Source organism: Hoyosella rhizosphaerae (assembly GCF_014643175.1).
In the GTDB taxonomy this organism is placed as follows: domain Bacteria; phylum Actinomycetota; class Actinomycetes; order Mycobacteriales; family Mycobacteriaceae; genus Lolliginicoccus; species Lolliginicoccus rhizosphaerae.
This window is the reverse complement of the sequence record NZ_BMJH01000003.1, coordinates 364165-380051: the sequence shown is the minus strand read 5'-3', so window position 1 is coordinate 380051 and position 15887 is coordinate 364165. Positions and strand designations below refer to the sequence as shown.

Genomic DNA, 15887 nt, shown 5'->3' with positions numbered 1-15887 from the left:
GATGAACGGACTCGACCAACCTGGCGCGCTCCTCACACTGGCCGCCGTCGTCCTCGCCGCACTGGCCACCATCATCATCGGCGCACTCGGTATCCGACTGTCGCGCACCACATCGGACTTCCTGGTGGCGTCGCGCACCGTCGGACCAAGCACTAACGCCGCTGCCATATCGGGTGAATACCTCTCCGCAGCATCGTTTCTCGGCGTAGCAGGACTCATCGCCAAACACGGCGCTGACGCATTGTGGTACCCCGTCGGCTTCACCGCCGGATACCTCTTTCTTCTCATGTTCATCGCCGCACCACTGCGACGATCCGGCGCCTACACCGTCCCAGACTTCGCCGAATACCGCCTCGCCTCGCCAGCCCTGCGGTACCTCGCGATGATCTTCGTGGTCATCATCGTTGGGCTCTACATGGTCCCGCAGTTTCACGGTGCCGGACTCACACTCAACATCTTGCTGGGATTCCCGGACTGGGTGGGCGTCGCCGCTGTCGGAGGCATAGTCATCGCCAACGTCGTTGCCGGAGGGATGCGATCCATCACCTTCGTGCAGGCATTTCAGTACTGGCTCAAACTCACCGCAATCGCCATCCCCGCGATCGCCGTCGCCGTGTTCTTCCTCAACGACCCTCGCCCAATTGGGGACGCCGCACCCCCCACCGCGCCTTCCGACCTCGCCGTCTCAGTCGAGACCACATTTAGCGTCGACGTTGCTACGCCGACCACAATTGAGGTGTTTGGCCGGGTCGGCGATGCTCACGTTAGCGGGCCCGTCGAACTCACACCCGGCACCCACGTCATCGGGGCTGGCAGCACCGTCCTGCTGCCTGAAGGTTCACCAATACCCACACTCACAGGCATTCCTGCGACGGGGGATCTGTGGCTACAACCGGGCGAAGGCAGACTGTCGACACCCGATGACAACCCAGGAATCCGCCTCTACATCACGTATTCGATCATCATCGCCATCTTCCTCGGCACGCTCGGACTGCCCCACGTGCTTGTGCGGTTCTACACCAACAAGACCGGATCTTTGGCGCGGTGGACAAGCTTGATTGTCATCGCCATGCTCGCCGTGTTCTACCTATTTCCCGTCATCTTGGGTGTCCTTTCGCGGATATACGTGCCCCAGTTGCTGATGACTGGAACCTCCGATGCCGTAGTTCTGCTCATGCCCACTGCCGTCTTCGTTGGTGTCGGCGGCCAGATTCTTGCAGCTCTCGTCGCCGCCGGTGCCATCGCGGCGTTCATGTCAACGTCGTCGGGATTGTTGGTGTGCGCCGCAGGTGTGCTCTCCACCGACGTGATGGGCGGGCGTGTGCGCGACTTCCGAGTCAGCGCGCTTCTTGCCGGTTCAGTAGTCATGGCACTTGCCTTCGGCGCTACCCGGCTCGACCTTTCGCAATCAGTCGGGCTTGTGTTTGCGGTTGCCGCATCGACCTTCGCGCCACTGTTGTTGCTGGGAATTTGGTGGCGGGGCCTGACCGCAGCGGGCGCCTACGCGGGCCTGCTGGTGGGTGGTGTCGCCAGCATGGGTGCAGTGGTACTCACCGCGTCGGGGATGGGGCCGTCCGCCGGGTGGGCGGGCGCATTGGTTACCCAACCCGCGGCGTGGTCGGTGCCGCTAACTTTTGGTGTGATGGTACTGGTCAGCAGGGCAACACGACGCGACACAGCAGCCGTCGGTGGGCTTTTTGCTCGCATGCATGTGCCTGAACGATTCGGGATGGTGCGCGACCGCGATGCCGAACGCTGGGGCTGATCGCGCCGCTTGAGGCTCACGCTCCCACTTTTGACGAACGCTCCCGGTTTTGCAGCGAAAAAGTGGGAGCAAACGTCAAAACCGGGAGCTTCACCGAATAGCAAACTGGGCCGCAACCGCTCACCGTTCGTCGCGCCAGCACAACCGCTCGTCGCACACATTGCCCCCTCGCCGTGTGGCCCAGCCCACACTCCAATTTTGTGACCCAGCTCTCATTACCGTCAGCTTATCGACCTACACACGTAGGGCTACAGCACAACCAACCGCTGAGGAGAGAGCAATGACTACTGCACCCGTCGTTGCACCGGAGGCCGACGACCCTTTAACGCCCCCAATAGCCAGGATCGCCACGGCCGACGAGTTTGTACGAATGCAAGCGACCCCAGAGTTCCAGGACCTACGCCGACGACTGCGGCGGTTCGTGTTCCCCATGACGGGGTTCTTCCTGGGCTGGTACTTGATTTACGTGCTGCTTGGTGTGTATGCCACCGGATTTATGGGCACGCCGGTGTTCGGCAACATCAATGTCGGAATCCTGATGGGGCTCGCACAGTTTGTCACCACATTCGGCATCACCGGTTGGTACATCATTTTCGCGAATCGTGAACTGGACCCTCGCGCCGCGAAGATTCGTGAAGAAATGGAAGGGTTTGCGTGATGAATATTCTCGCCCAAGCGGAGACATCGATGGTGGGAAATCCGCTCGTCAACATCTCCATCTTCTTAGTGTTTGTTGCGGCGACCATGGTGTTTGTCATCAGGGCAAGCCGGACGAACAAGACGGCGGCCGACTTCTACACCGGTGGCCGTGGCTTTTCCGGAACACAGAACGGCGTCGCCATTGCCGGTGACTACCTCTCCGCGGCGTCGTTCCTGGGCATCGCGGGTGCGATCGCAGTGTTCGGCTACGACGGGTTCCTCTACTCTGTTGGCTTCCTCGTCGCGTGGTTGGTGGCGCTACTGCTAGTGGCAGAGTTGTTGCGCAACACAGGCAAGTTCACGATGGCTGATGTGCTGAGTTTCCGTCTCAAGCAGAAACCAGTGCGCACCGCGGCTGCGGCCTCAACTCTGACGGTGTCGTTGTTCTACCTTCTTGCACAGATGGCAGGCGCGGGCGGTCTTGTTGCTTTGCTTCTTGACGTCAATGATCGGGCGACGCAATCACTGATCATCGCGTTGGTTGGCGCACTGATGATTGTGTATGTCCTCGTCGGTGGCATGAAGGGCACCACCTGGGTGCAGATCATCAAGGCCGTAATGCTGATTACGGGCGCCGGGATCATGTCTGCGCTGGTGCTGTGGAAGTTCGGGTTCAACATCTCCGGGCTGCTAGGCAGCGCTCAGGACACAGTAAACGGTGCTGTTGAGGGTGGCCGGGACATTCTTGCACCGGGTGCGCAATATGGCATCAACGAAATATCCAAGCTCAACATGTTGTCGCTAGCACTCGCTCTTGTTCTCGGAACGGCTGGGCTTCCACATGTTTTGATGCGCTTCTACACAGTCCCAACGGCGAAGGAAGCTCGACGTTCGGTAGTGTGGGCGATCGCGTTGATCGGTGCGTTCTACCTGTTCACGCTGATCCTTGGTTATGGTGCCGCAGCTATTGTTGGGCCCGAAAGGATCCTTGCCGCAGCGGGTGGTCAAAACTCGGCAGCGCCACTCCTCGCCTATGAGCTAGGCGGCACGCTTCTCCTTGGCGTGATATCGGCGGTCGCGTTCGCCACGATTCTTGCTGTGGTCGCTGGGCTCACCATTACGGCCTCGGCGTCGTTTGCTCACGACATCTACGCGAACGTCATCAAAAACGGCGATGTGGATGAGAAGAAGCAGGTGAAGGTTTCGCGGATCACCGCAGTCGTGATTGGTGCTCTCGCGATCGGGTTGGGCATTTTGGCTAATGGGCAGAACATCGCTTTCCTCGTGGCGCTGGCCTTTGCTGTCGCAGCGTCTGCGAACTTGCCGACCATCCTGTACTCGCTGTTCTGGAAGCGGTTCAACACAACTGGTTCGTTGTGGAGCATCTACGGTGGTTTGGCCTCGGTGATCATCCTGATCGTGTTCTCGCCTGCTGTGTCGGGGGCTCCGACATCGATGTTGCCGAACATGGACTTCGCGTGGTTCCCGTTGTCGAACCCTGGCATCGTGTCGATCCCGTTGGCGTTCCTCCTCGGTTACCTTGGCTCGGTCCTGTCGTCTGACAAGGGCAACCTTGCGAAGAATGCCGAGATGGAGGTTCGTTCACTCACCGGCGTTGGGGCAGAGAAGGCGATTGCACATTAAGTCATTCTCGAACCCGAGCTAGCACAAGGGGCGGTTGCAGCAACACTGCATCCGCCCCTTGTGACGTGTGCAGCTTGGGGATAAATTTGTGACAAAGAGCATGGTGATGCCGCAATTGGGTCACCGTTAGGTCTCGCTCCGGTTTCAATTAGTGGGCCGGAATGGACATGTCATTCAGAACTCAACCACAGTTGTGGGGTGACCGATCAGTTGGATAGAACCCGCAGCTCTGTGGACATCACCACCAAAGGTGGGGTGGTCCGCGGTCGGCGGGACGGCGATGTGGTCACCTGGCGCGGCATTCCTTACGCTGAACCGCCTGTGGGTGAGCTTCGCTTCCGCGCACCCGTGCCGAGTGAGCCGTGGAGTGGCGTGCGCGATGCAGCTGAGTTCGGCAGCATTCCGCCGCAGGAAGTGAAGAAAACTTTCACGAACTCCGATGATGTCGGGGTCAGTGAAGACTGTTTGACCATCAATGTGTCCGCCCCGGCACGCACGTCTGCGGCGCCGTTGCCTGTGATGGTGTACATCTATGGCGGTTCGTTCACAAGCGGTTCGTCGGCCCTTGATGTTTATGACGGTTCGGTGCTCGCGGCCAATGGCGACGTGGTCTACGTTTCGTTCAACTACAGGCTCGGCGCTCTCGGATTCTTGGATTTTTCGGCCTACAACAGCTCTCGTCGGCAATTCGACACCAACGTGGGGTTGCTTGACCAGGTTGCCGCGTTGGAGTGGGTTCGAGACAACATCTCGGCATTCGGTGGCGACCCCGACAATGTCACGTTGTTCGGTGAATCTGCTGGAGCCATCAGTGTGGCGGCACTCATGACGATTCCGCGCACGCGGGGGTTGTTCGCCAAAGCAATCATGCAAAGCCCTGCGATGGACACAACGTACGACCGGGACCGGAGTAGGGCGGTTGCGGCGGAGTTTTTGGACATCCTGAATGTGTGTGAGGACCACGCGGCGGAAGCGTTGGGGCGCATTCCTGCCGAAGAGTTTGTGCACGCGGCCGATGAGTTGAAGCAGCGTAGGTTGCAAAGCACGCCAGGTGCGATGACGTTTAGTTTGGTGCTCGACGACGTTGTTCGGGAACGCCCAGGTGACGTGTTTCGACGCGGCGGCGCCCACCCGGTACCGCTGATTATCGGAACGACCGACCGCGAGGGCGCGCTGTTCGCAAAAACCGGCGACGTAATCCCCACAACAGAACCGCAGATTGAGCGGATGTTCGCGGAAACCGACCCAGGCAAGCGGGACGCGGTGGTGTCTGCGTATCCCGGCTATCCGGCCAGGCCAGCTGCAACGGACATTGGGGGAGACGTGCTGTTTTGGCACCCCACGGTGGAAGCTGCGGCGGGTCACAGTGATGTGGCGCCTACCTTTATGTATCGATATGACTTTGCGCCGCGCATGTTGCGGATTCTGCGCATGGGGGCCACTCATGCCACGGACCTACCAGCTGTTTTCGGCACACTCGACAGTAGGGCTGCGAAGGTGCTGACGTCAGTTGGGGGCAAGAATCAACTTGCTTCGGTGAGCCAGCGAATGCAACGGCGGTGGGTGAATTTCGCGTACACAGGTTCGCCCGACGTTGGGTGGCCGACGTATGACGTTGATACGCGCAGCACCAAAATTTTTGACACGAATGAACGAGTTGACGACGATCCGCGTGCCGAACGTCGAACAGCATGGAGTGGGTACCACAATTACCGGTAGTTCCCTCCAGCGAAAGGTTCGTCCTTATGGCACGCACTTCGGTTTCTCTAGACACACATTTCACCCCTGACGAGGCATGGGATCGCGCGTCCGATCTGTCCCGCTATGGTGACTGGTTGTTGCTGCACGATGGGTGGCGCGGAGAAGTGCCGGACACCATTGGTGTGGGAACGTCGGTGACGTCTGTGGTGTCAGTGAAGGGCATGCGGAACCGTATTGCGTGGACCGTGAACGAGTTTGATGAGCCGCGCCGTGTGTCGCTTCTTGGTGATGGTGTTGGCGGCACCAAGATCACGTTGTCGCTGGAGATTCGCCCCGCAGGAAAGGGTGCCAGTGTGCAACTTGATGTGGACTTCTCGGGCCCGTTGGTGGCCGGCCCGATTGGGTTTGGTGTGTCTCGGGCGTTAAAAGGTGACATCAAGAAGTCGCTGGAACGCTTCGACAAGCTTAGCTAGCGCCCCCTGCAACCTCGCGTAGGATCTGAGCCACCTTTTGTGGGCGTTCGACCATGGGTGAGTGCCCAGCATCCTCGATGATGATCACGTTGGCGTCGGCGCTTCGGTACCTGGCTTCGGTGGTCTTGGCGTCGTAAAACTGATCGTGTCGGCCCAAGATCACTGTTGTTGGGATGCCGGATTCGTGGACCTGCTGGTCGAGTGGTCGTTGGAGTAGCCGACGCGGGCGCAGCGCCAGAACTTCCTTGTACATTCCGGGGTTCGTTGCGCGGTGGTCAGCGAACATTTGCCCGGAGTTACCAAAGGCGGACCGCACCGCAAAGCCGGGTGCAAATGCCATGGACGCGGTCAGCTTTTCGGCGATGCGTTGGGGCGGGAGTGAGTGCAGAAAGCCTCCGAGTACGGGCACCGTCATGAGTACGTTTCCGGCCGGGAATTTAGCGTAGGACATGTCAGGGGCTTGGCCGATGAGAACAAGTTGGGACACTCGACGGCTATGTTCGGCTGCGGCAAGGACAACGTCGCATCCGAAGGAATGTCCGACAGCGGTGACGTCTGACAGGTCGAGTTTTTCGATGATTTCCGCGACCATTTTGCCTTGGCTTGGGGCGTCGATACCGTGACTGCCGCCTGTGCAGCCGTGCCCGCGCAGGTCCACCCGAATAAGGTGGAAGCTGTCGCGGAGCAGTTCAGTTATCCGATCAAACCAGTGGACTGAACCGGCGAAACCATGAACGAGTACCAACGGTGGCGCACCAGGTTTGCCGTCTTCACGGATGTGGACTGGTGTGCCAGAAACGTCGATGAACGCACCGATGATGGGTCGAGTTTTCATGTTTTAGGCCATGCCTTTCGCGAGGGCGAGTCCGGCTGCGCGGCCGGAAAATATGCACCCGCCGAGGAAGGTTCCCTCGAGGGCGTTGTAACCGTGCACCCCTCCGCCGCCGAAGCCTGCGACTTCACCCGCAGCGTAGAGCCCAGGGAAGGGGCTGCCGTCGGGGCGCATAGCTTGCGAGTCGAGGTTTGTTTCGATGCCGCCGAGGGTCTTGCGGGTGAGGACGTTCAGCCGTACCGCGATGAGGGGACCGTGGTTGGGGTCGAGGATGCGGTGGGGTTTCACGGCACGGGTGACCTTGTCACCGAAGTATGCGCGGGCGTTTTTGACAGCCATGAGTTGGGCATCTTTGGAGTAGTTATTAGCGACTTCCCGGTCGCGGGCGACGATTTGTTTCTCCAGGTGCGCATGATCAACCACGGCGCCGCGACCAAGGGCATTCATGCCGTCTACGAGTTCGCGTAGGGTGTCGGCGACAACAAAATCAACGCCGTGCTGCTTGAACGACTCAATGGGGCCCGGCGCTCCTGATGCCGCGCGGCTTTTGATCGTGAGAGCGATGTCTTTGCCGGTGATGTCGGGGTTCTGTTCTGAGCCTGACAGCGCAAATTCTTTTTCGATGATGGTTTGAGTTAGTACGAACCACGAGTAGTCGTGGCCAGAAGCCAGGATTGCTTTCATCGTGGAGTTTGTGTCAAACCCGGGGAAGTTCGGCGCTGCAAGTCGGTTGCCGGTGGCGTCGAACCACAATGATGATGGTCCAGGGATGATGCGGATGGCGTGGTTGGGCCATATCGGGTTCCAGTTGTGGATGCCTTCTGTGTAGTGCCACATGCGGTCACGGTTGACGAGGTTGGCGCCCGCTGTTTCGGTGATGGCGAGCATTTTTCCGTCGACGTAGGCGGGCACTCCCGAGATCATTGTCTCGGGGCAGGGGCCTAGGCGTTCGGTGGGCCAGTTTTGGCGAATGAGGTCATGGTTGTGGCCGATGCCGCCGGTGGTGATGACGACCGCTTGGGCGCGAACCTCAAAGTCGCCCACACTCGTTCGCGTCGAAGCTTCGCCTCGGGCAGCGTCACTCGGTTCGAGCACGGTTCCGCGGACGCCCACTGCGGTGCCGTTTTCCACGATTATGTCGTCTACTCGGTGCCGGAACGCGAACTCGACAAAGCCGTCACGTTCCCCTTGTAGGACTGGTTCTTCGAAGATCCGGACCACTTCGGGTCCTGTTCCCCAGGTGAGGTGGAACCGCGGTACTGAGTTGCCGTGCCCGTCTGCTGAGCCGCCGCCGCGTTCTGCCCAGCCGACGACAGGGGTGAAGCGCAATCCGAGGTCATGCAGGTAGGGGCGTTTGATGGTGGCGGCGAATTCGACGTATGCCTCGGCCCATTGTTTGCCCCAGTGGTCATCGCGGGGGCGATCGAACTGGGCTGATCCCATCCAGTCTTGCAGCGCTAGGTCGTAGGAGTCTTTAATTCCGAGTCGCCGCTGCTCTGGTGAGTCCACGAGGAACAGTCCACCTAGTGACCAGAATGCTTGTCCGCCGAGATTGTCGCGGTTTTCTTGATCAACGATGATGACTCGTTTTTTGGCTTTGACTAGTTCGTGGGCGGCGACGAGTCCGGCGAGCCCGGAGCCGACGATGATGACGTCGTAATTGGGGGTCATGTTTATCCTCGGATCGGTTCTGAATACGCCAGGACTACGTGGGTGAAGAGGGCTGTGCGGCGCTGCTGCACGGCGGGATTGTCAGGTTCGATAAGGCACTGGACAGTGGTGCCGTCGTGTACGGCGACGAGTGCGTGGCCGAAGGCTACCGGGTCGGCTACGTGTCGGCCGAGGGCATGAAGCGCTGTGGTCAATAGTGGGGTGACGGCAGCGATGATGGCGTCCTCGCGGGCGGCCATGATCGTGTGAAGTGGGGGGTTGCGCAGGGCGTATGCGGTGAACTCTGCGGTTATTCGGAACCACTTGTCATCGACGGGGATTGCGTGGAGTACTTGTTCAACGACGTTTTCAACACTTGTCGCGTTGGTGATGCTGGCAGCTAGCAGGTTCTCAACGTCGGCGAGCATGGTGGCGGCTCGTTCTTCCCACATGGCGAGGAAGAGCTCATCGAGTGACGTGAAGTTTGAGTAGAAGGCGCCGCGCGTGAATCCGGCGTGGCTGCACACCTTTTCTACTGTTGCTCGGCCAAATCCTTCGTTGGCGAAGACGTCGAACGCTGCCTTGATTAGGTCTGAGCGCGTGTTCTGTCTGCTGCGCGTTGTTCTCACTCGATCCACGATACACAAATGTATTCAATACGGAAACGTATTGAGAAAGTCATTGTTCAGACCCGCTGCGCGTTGTGTGCACAAACTTGCAGAATTTCGGTCGCTGAACCGCGAGTTTGTGCACACGACCGACGTCAATTACTACAGCGATAAATGCGTTCAGCCGAGTTGGTGGGCAAGGGCTTCGATGAGCGGAATGACGCGCGCTTCAATTCGGCGGCTGAGCACAATTTCGGTGCGAGTGCGGACAACCCCAGGGGTGGCGATAATGCGTTGGATTACGCGCTCAAGCTCGAGATTGTCCTTCGCCACTACATGGCACAAGAGGTCGCCTTCGCCCGCGATGGAATCCGCCGCAATGATCTCCGGGATGGCCGCCAGCAGCCGACTTGTCGTGTCGAGTTCTCCCTGCGCCAGATGGATGTGGATATAGGCGAGTCCGCCGAATCCCAGAGCTGTGGGGGAGATGCGTGGCGCATAGCTCGCGATAACGCCCGCACGTTGGAGCTTGTCGATGCGCGCTTGCGCTGTGCCGCGTGCAATGCCGAGTTGGCGAGCGTACTCGCGAACCCCCGCTCGTGGCTGCTCGACCATGAGCCGCAAGATGGTGAGGTCAAGTTTGTCGAATGAAGTGCTCATGTTCCCCTCCGTTCGCGCGTGTGGCCGCGCGGCACGTGGTCACCTGGCCTACTGGGAAGTGATCGCCATCACACCGATTGGGCCATTGGCGCAATTCTAGGCACATCACTTGCGGCCGATTCGCTAAATGCGGATAAATGGTAGACACATGGACATTTATGAGCCAGATCACACCATTTCTGGTTTAGTGCCCGCACCACACCCAGTGCAGGCAACCTCAGGAGGTGCCACAATGACCACATCTGAAGCTGCCCACGGGTCGCAGACGCACAAAGCAACCCAAAAACAGGGCTTCTACCTCGACGAACGGTATGAGCGCGAAGACGGCGTCGTCTACCTCACCGGCATCCAAGCGCTAGTTCGGATGCTGCTTGACCGTGCGCGGCAAGACCGTCGCACAGGCCTTAACACCGCTACCTTCGTGTCAGGCTATGAAGGATCGCCTCTGGCTGGGTACGACCTCGAACTCATGAAGCAGAAGCGACTCCTCGACAACTGGTCCATTTCGCTGCAGCCGGGGCTAAATGAGGAATACGGTGCCACCGCGGTTATGGGTAGCCAACTCGCAGGGCACGTTGGCACCATGAGCGACATCGATGGCGTGACCGGAATCTGGTACGGCAAAGCGCCCGGACTAGACCGCGCAGCGGATGCGCTTCGGCACGCGAACATGATGGGCACCGGACCAAACGGGGGCGCCGTCGCCATTGTGGGCGATGACCCAGGCGCAAAATCGTCGACTATTGCCTCCGCGTCAGAAGCGATGCTAGCCGACCTCAACATCCCTACCTTGTACCCGGCGGATAGCCAAGAAGTGGTCGAATACGGGATTCACGCCCAGTACCTTTCCCGGTTTAGTGGCACCTGGGCGGCGCTCAAGATCGTCACCGCAGTAGCCGACGGGGCGAGCACGGTGCACGTCCACCCGCACATGTCGGCCCCCATCATGGGGCACGCCAAGCCCAGCAACCACACCCCATCCGGCGTCGTGCTGGGAAAGACCCTGGTCGCGTTGGAGCGGTCCCTCCACGAGACGCGCCTGCCACGGGCCCTTGAATATGCCCGCAACAACGGCCTCAACACGATTACGCGCAGCGGAGCCGACGACACGATCGGCATCGTCACCTCGGGTAAGACATACCTCGACCTCCGCAGTGCGCTGAGGACACTTGGCCTCGACGACACCGCCATGAAGCAATACGGCATCCGGCTACTGAAGCTCGGAATGGTGTGGCCGCTCGAACCACGGATCGTGGAACGCTTCGCCGATGGCCTTGAGGAAATCATCGTGATTGAAGAAAAGCATGACTTCCTCGAAACTGCCGTCCGCAATGTGCTTTACGGTCGCCGCAATCCGCCGCGCATTGTCGGCCGACGAGCCGCCGACGGCTCCGTGCTGTTCCCCGTTACTGGTGAACTCGACATCGACTCCGTGACAAAAGGACTAGCCAAGGCGCTGTCACCGCGAGGAATCGACACCGTGCGCAGCTGGATGCACCGCCCCCGCACCCACCGCTTGTCACTTCCGCTCGCCGTCCGTAGCCCGTACTTCTGCTCCGGGTGCCCCCACAATTCCTCCACCAAAGTCAACGAAGGAACACTGGTGGGCGGCGGAATCGGCTGCCACGCCATGGTCCTCATCATGGACGAAAAACAAGTTGGAAACGTCATGGGCACCACCCAGATGGGTGGAGAAGGTGTCCAATGGATCGGAATGGCCCCGTACCTCAAGGAACGCCACATCGTGCAAAACCTTGGCGACGGAACCTTCCTCCATTCCGGGTCACTTGCCATCCGGGCAGCGATCGCAGCGAAGGTCAACATCACCTACAAACTGCTGGCCAACAGTGCCGTCGCTATGACGGGCGGGCAGCAACCAGTCGGTGACATGCCCGTCGAGCAAATGGCACAAATTTTGCACGACGAGGGCGTCCGCAAGATCATCATCACGAGCGAGAATCCCTCACGTTTGCGTCGCGCAGCGTTGCCCAAGGGGGTCGAGGTCCGCGACCGGGATGAGCTGCTCCAGGTGCAAAAAGAACTGGCCCAAATCCCCGGCGTCACGGTGCTCATCCATGACCAAGAATGCGCCGCACAGAAACGCCGCAAGCGCAAGCGCGGAAAGCTAGCCACCCCGACCACAAAAGTCATGATCAACGAACGGATCTGCGAAGGTTGTGGTGACTGTGGTGAGAAGTCCAACTGCCTGTCCGTTCAACCTGTCGACACGGAGTTTGGGCGGAAAACCCGCATCAACCAGTCATCGTGCAACCTTGACTACTCGTGCCTGCAAGGCGACTGCCCCTCCTTCATGACCGTAGAACCTGGCGGCAAAAAGGATCACCATGACCCTGCGCCGCTGAGCCTCGACGACCTCCCGGACCCTCAGTACGTTTCCGGCAGGGACGAGTTCGACATGCGCATCATGGGTATCGGCGGAACCGGAGTGGTGACAGTGAGCCAAGTACTCGCTATGGCATCAGTCATCGACGGCCACGCAGTCCGCACGTTAGACCAAACAGGACTAGCGCAAAAAGGTGGCGCTGTCGTTGCCGACATAAAAATGACCGACAACACCGAACAGTTGTCGGCCAAGGTAGGGGAGGGTGCATGTGACCTCTATCTGGGGTGCGATGCCCTTGTAGCCACAGATCCCGGCAATCTCACGGTGGCAAACCCACAAAAGACAATCGCGGTTGTTTCCACCGCTCACGTGGCAACCGGAGCGATGGTCACCAGCACGGACGTGAGCTATCCCGATGACGGCGCCATTCACGCTGCCATCGACGAAGTGACAAAGAAGGTGCACTACCTCAATGCAGCTGACATTGCTCACCGGCTTTTCGGCGACGAACAATACGCCAACATGATCCTGGTCGGCGCCGCAATTCAAACCGGAGTGCTCCCTCTGTCAGAATCAGCGATTGAGCAGGCAATCGTCCTTAACGGTGTTGCTGTCGAGAGGAATATTCAAGCGCTCCGCCGCGGTCGTCAATCAGTGGCCGACCCTGAGGCCCTCGGGAAAATTCTCGTCCCAGAAAAAACCACACCAGCAATCAGTGCGCGCGCCAGAGCGTTCGGCGAACTCATCGGGCTACCCGCTTCGTCAGATGCAATCGACCTGCGGATTGATGAACTCATCGCGTACCAAGATGAGAAATACGCACTCCGCTACGTCAGTGCGCTAGTCGATACCTATAGGGCGGAGAACGAAGCGAAACCAGGATCAACCGAAGTCACCGAAGCTGTCGCTTGGGGCCTGCACAAACTGATGGCCTACAAGGACGAATATGAAGTGGCACGACTCGCCCTTGATCCACGGGTCGCGCAGGACGTCAAGGATGCATTCGGGCCCGACGCCAAGGTAAGCCACAAACTTCATCCACCAGCGCTGCGCGCGCTAGGTATGAAGAAGAAGATCACCTTGGGTAGTTGGTTTGATCCAGCATTCCGGGGCCTGCGGAGCATGAAGCGTGTGCGGGGCACCAAGCTTGATCCGTTTGGTCACACCACGATGCGGCAGACTGAGCGCCAACTCATCGGTGAGTACATCGACGCCATGCGCACCATTAGCGCGACGTTGTCCGAATCCAACATTCCTGGCGCTGTGGAGACTGCAAAACTGCCAGATATGGTTCGCGGCTACGAAGACATCAAACTGCGCAACATTGATAAATATCGTGCTGAACTCACGAAACGGCTAAGCGCCTGGACGTGAGTAACGCGCGCCGAGAAACTGGGCAAAATTCACCAATGTGACCAGTAACACTCGGTAACTGCTCAACGATTTAACTAGTGCACGGGCACTTCAACGGCGAAGTGCCCGGCTTCATCCTCGGGGGTGTCGCCATGTTTCATCGCTACGTTGGTGAACGCACAATCACGATTGGGTCAGGCATTATCGCTTTTCTTCTCACCACTGTGTGCGCCTGCTTTGCGGCAACGCACGCCCCTGAATGCGACAGGGTCACCGCGTGGAAGTAAACAATTCGACTGCCACGAGACACATCGTCGTTCACTTGCGTTCATCATCTGTTGGCGAGCATCAGTCACGCTCCCTGAGTGACTTCGACGACGGAACGAGTGCTGCCCGAGACGGGGAAGCGTGGGTTCTGGGGCCGACCCTGGCGTGACTACGCAATATTCCTTGCGCTCGCTGGCCCCAACCTCATCCTTCTAGCGGTATTCACGTACCGGCCCCTTGCCGACAACATTCGACTGTCGTTTTTCGATTGGAACCTCGCCTCACCGATTGCGACGTTCATCGGTTTCGACAACTACATCGAATGGTTTGGCCGAGCGGATTCGTGGCAAATCGTCCGCAATACAGTGATATTCACTGGGTTCACAGTCGTCGGTTCGATGGCGTTGGGACTTGCGTTAGCACTTCTTCTTGACCAGCAACTCAAGGGCCGAAACCTCGTGAGGTCGGCCATCTTTGCGCCGTTTGTCATCTCTGGCGCTGCGATCGGAATCGCGTTCCAATTCGTTTTCGACCCAAATTTCGGACTCATCCAAGACTTGGTGCGGCGTACATCAGGTGTCCTCGAGATCGTAGGGCTCAGCGTCACAGTTCCCGACTTCTATCAGAACCCGAACTGGGCACTATTTATGGTGACGGTGACGTTCATTTGGAAGAACCTCGGCTATACCTTCGTGATCTACCTCGCCGCGCTGCAAGGGGTGCGAAAGGACCTGACAGAAGCCGCCCAGATCGACGGGGCGAGCAGTTGGACACGCTTCCGGCGTGTCCTCATGCCCCAACTGCGTCCGAGCACATACTTCCTGTCCATCACTGTCCTGCTGTCGTCGGTGCAGGTATTCGACATCATCAACGTCATGACCCGCGGTGGGCCGCTCGGTACGGGCACGACGACGATGGTCTACCAGGTGTATCAAGAATCGTTCGTCAATTTTCGGGCCGGTTACGGTGCCACAGTGGCGACCCTGATGTTCCTGGCGTTGCTCATTCTCACAGTTGTTCAGGTACGGATGATGGACAGAGGGCGTGAACAGTGATGGCGACGATCACCGAATCTAAGAAACCACGCTTCAATGGCCGCAAAGCCTGGGGTTATGTAGCGATGCTCATTGTGCTTCTCATCATTGGGTTGCCGCTGTATTGGATCGTCGTCACGTCCTTCAAAGAACGCCCCGACATCTACGTTCAACCCGTGACCTGGTGGCCTACGGTTTTTCACCCACAGAACTATTCAGATGTCACCAACATCGTGCCGTTCACGACTTTTCTGCGGAACTCCATCATTATCACCAGCATTCTTGCCGTGGTGAAGTTCACGCTCGGAATCTTGTCGGCGTATGGCCTTGTGTTCTTGCGGTTCCCCGGTAAGAACCTCGTGTTTCTCACCGTCATCGCAGCCCTGATGGTGCCGAATCAAATTACGGTCATCTCCAACTACGCACTGGTCGCGGAATGGGGTTGGCGCAACACATTCCAGGGCATCATCCTTCCGCTCGCAGGGGTAGCCTTCGGGACATTCCTCATGCGCAACCACTTCCTGTCAATCCCCGCGGAAATCATCGAGGCTGCGCGCATGGACGGCGCGGGTCACCTCAAACTGTTGTGGCGCGTAGTCCTGCCCATCTCAGGGCCCACCATGGTGGCATTCGCGACGATCGTCATCGTGAATGAATGGAACGAATACCTCTGGCCGTTCCTGATGTCTGATGATCACCGCGTCGCACCGCTACCAGTTGGGTTGACGCTGCTACAAAACAACGAAGGCCTCACCAACTGGGGTGCGGTGATGGCAGGCACGATCCTTGCGATGTTGCCGATCCTCATCGTGTTCCTGTTGCTGCAAAAGCACATGATCAAAGGATTGACCTCCGGGGCAGTCAAGGGCTGACACCGCTTAGTCGTCAGCGAAGTTCACCACCGACACGAAAAGGAC

At 58.8% G+C, this 15887-nt stretch carries 12 protein-coding genes; 8 read left to right on the top strand and 4 right to left on the bottom strand.

Going from position 1 to position 15887, the window contains the following annotated elements; all coding sequences use genetic code 11:
- The first annotated feature begins 1 nt into the window (after position 1).
- The 5 genes from IEW73_RS13475 to IEW73_RS13455 all read left to right on the top strand — a co-directional run bounded on the left by IEW73_RS13475 (position 2) and on the right by IEW73_RS13455 (position 6222).
- Positions 2-1765 carry a sodium/solute symporter gene (locus IEW73_RS13475; RefSeq protein ID WP_188676072.1) on the top strand — a complete coding sequence of 588 codons (1764 nt, stop codon included), beginning with the start codon at positions 2-4 and terminating at the stop codon, positions 1763-1765.
- Positions 1766-2045: 280 nt separating this feature from the next.
- A complete protein-coding gene (locus IEW73_RS13470; RefSeq protein ID WP_188676071.1) occupies positions 2046-2423 on the top strand; it encodes a DUF485 domain-containing protein in 378 nt (125 codons plus the stop codon).
- Positions 2423-4048: a monocarboxylic acid transporter gene (locus tag IEW73_RS13465; protein ID WP_188676068.1), complete on the top strand. Its 1626-nt coding sequence runs from the start codon at positions 2423-2425 to the stop codon at positions 4046-4048. The genes IEW73_RS13470 and IEW73_RS13465 overlap by 1 nt, the downstream gene beginning before the upstream one ends.
- A gap of 198 nt (positions 4049-4246) precedes the next feature.
- The gene (locus IEW73_RS13460) at positions 4247-5767 is read left to right on the top strand and encodes a carboxylesterase/lipase family protein (RefSeq protein WP_229676008.1); all 1521 of its coding nucleotides are present in this window, start codon (positions 4247-4249) and stop codon (positions 5765-5767) included.
- 26 nt (positions 5768-5793) lie between these two features.
- Positions 5794-6222, top strand: coding sequence for a type II toxin-antitoxin system Rv0910 family toxin (locus IEW73_RS13455; protein WP_188676065.1), 429 nt, complete (start codon positions 5794-5796; stop codon positions 6220-6222).
- Here the strand turns inward: IEW73_RS13455 and IEW73_RS13450 are convergent.
- The 4 genes from IEW73_RS13450 to IEW73_RS13435 all read right to left on the bottom strand — a co-directional run bounded on the left by IEW73_RS13450 (position 6215) and on the right by IEW73_RS13435 (position 9972).
- Positions 6215-7057, bottom strand: coding sequence for an alpha/beta fold hydrolase (locus tag IEW73_RS13450; protein WP_188676062.1), 843 nt, complete (start codon positions 7055-7057; stop codon positions 6215-6217). The genes IEW73_RS13455 and IEW73_RS13450 overlap by 8 nt on opposite strands.
- Positions 7058-7060: 3 nt before the next feature.
- The gene (locus IEW73_RS13445) at positions 7061-8725 is read right to left on the bottom strand and encodes an FAD-binding dehydrogenase (RefSeq protein WP_188676059.1); all 1665 of its coding nucleotides are present in this window, start codon (positions 8723-8725) and stop codon (positions 7061-7063) included.
- 2 nt (positions 8726-8727) lie between these two features.
- Positions 8728-9333, bottom strand: coding sequence for a TetR/AcrR family transcriptional regulator (locus IEW73_RS13440; RefSeq protein WP_229676007.1), 606 nt, complete (start codon positions 9331-9333; stop codon positions 8728-8730).
- 159 nt (positions 9334-9492) lie between these two features.
- Positions 9493-9972 carry an Lrp/AsnC family transcriptional regulator gene (locus IEW73_RS13435; RefSeq protein WP_188676056.1) on the bottom strand — a complete coding sequence of 160 codons (480 nt, stop codon included), beginning with the start codon at positions 9970-9972 and terminating at the stop codon, positions 9493-9495.
- Between the two features lie 232 nt (positions 9973-10204).
- Here IEW73_RS13435 and IEW73_RS13430 point away from each other — a divergent pair, with 232 nt between their 5' ends.
- From IEW73_RS13430 to IEW73_RS13420, 3 genes are all read left to right on the top strand, one after another.
- The gene (locus tag IEW73_RS13430) at positions 10205-13690 is read left to right on the top strand and encodes an indolepyruvate ferredoxin oxidoreductase family protein (RefSeq protein ID WP_188676053.1); all 3486 of its coding nucleotides are present in this window, start codon (positions 10205-10207) and stop codon (positions 13688-13690) included.
- Positions 13691-14034: 344 nt separating this feature from the next.
- Positions 14035-14991 (top strand): carbohydrate ABC transporter permease, encoded by a 957-nt coding sequence (locus IEW73_RS13425; RefSeq protein ID WP_188676049.1) that lies wholly within the window; start codon positions 14035-14037, stop codon positions 14989-14991.
- Positions 14991-15842, top strand: a complete 852-nt coding sequence (locus IEW73_RS13420) for a carbohydrate ABC transporter permease (RefSeq protein WP_188676046.1) — start codon at positions 14991-14993, stop codon at positions 15840-15842. The genes IEW73_RS13425 and IEW73_RS13420 overlap by 1 nt, the downstream gene beginning before the upstream one ends.
- Positions 15843-15887 lie beyond the last annotated feature (45 nt).